The organism is Agrobacterium sp. 22094 (genome assembly GCF_052046015.1).
Lineage (GTDB): Bacteria > Pseudomonadota > Alphaproteobacteria > Rhizobiales > Rhizobiaceae > Agrobacterium > Agrobacterium cavarae.
Genome location: NZ_JBQEPX010000046.1, coordinates 1 through 344, shown reverse-complemented (window position 1 = coordinate 344; position 344 = coordinate 1). Strand labels below are relative to the sequence as shown.

The window sequence follows — 344 nt, the reverse complement described above, 5'->3', positions numbered from 1 at the left end:
AATTAGAAGCCTTTCATAGTGGAAATCATGTCGTTATTCAAATTACGGATGATGGAAACGGTATTAATAAAGGGAAAGTATTAGAAAAAGCGATTAAAAATGGCGTTGTAACTGAAGCGGATGCGAACAGATTAACAGATCGTGAAGTGTTTGATCTTATTTTCCAACCGGGATTTAGTACAGCTGAAGTTGTATCAGATCTTTCTGGACGCGGTGTCGGATTAGATGTTGTAAAACATACGATTCATAGTTTAGGTGGACATTTAATTATTGATTCTGAGGAAGGAAAGGGAAGTACATTTAGAATTGAACTTCCATTAACGTTATCTATTATTCAATCTATG

General features: G+C 34.9%; 1 protein-coding gene. It reads left to right on the top strand.

What is annotated here, in order from left to right:
* The coding region (locus ACTJK5_RS23095; RefSeq protein ID WP_440613329.1) for an ATP-binding protein at nt 1-344 on the top strand (344 nt) is incomplete at both ends.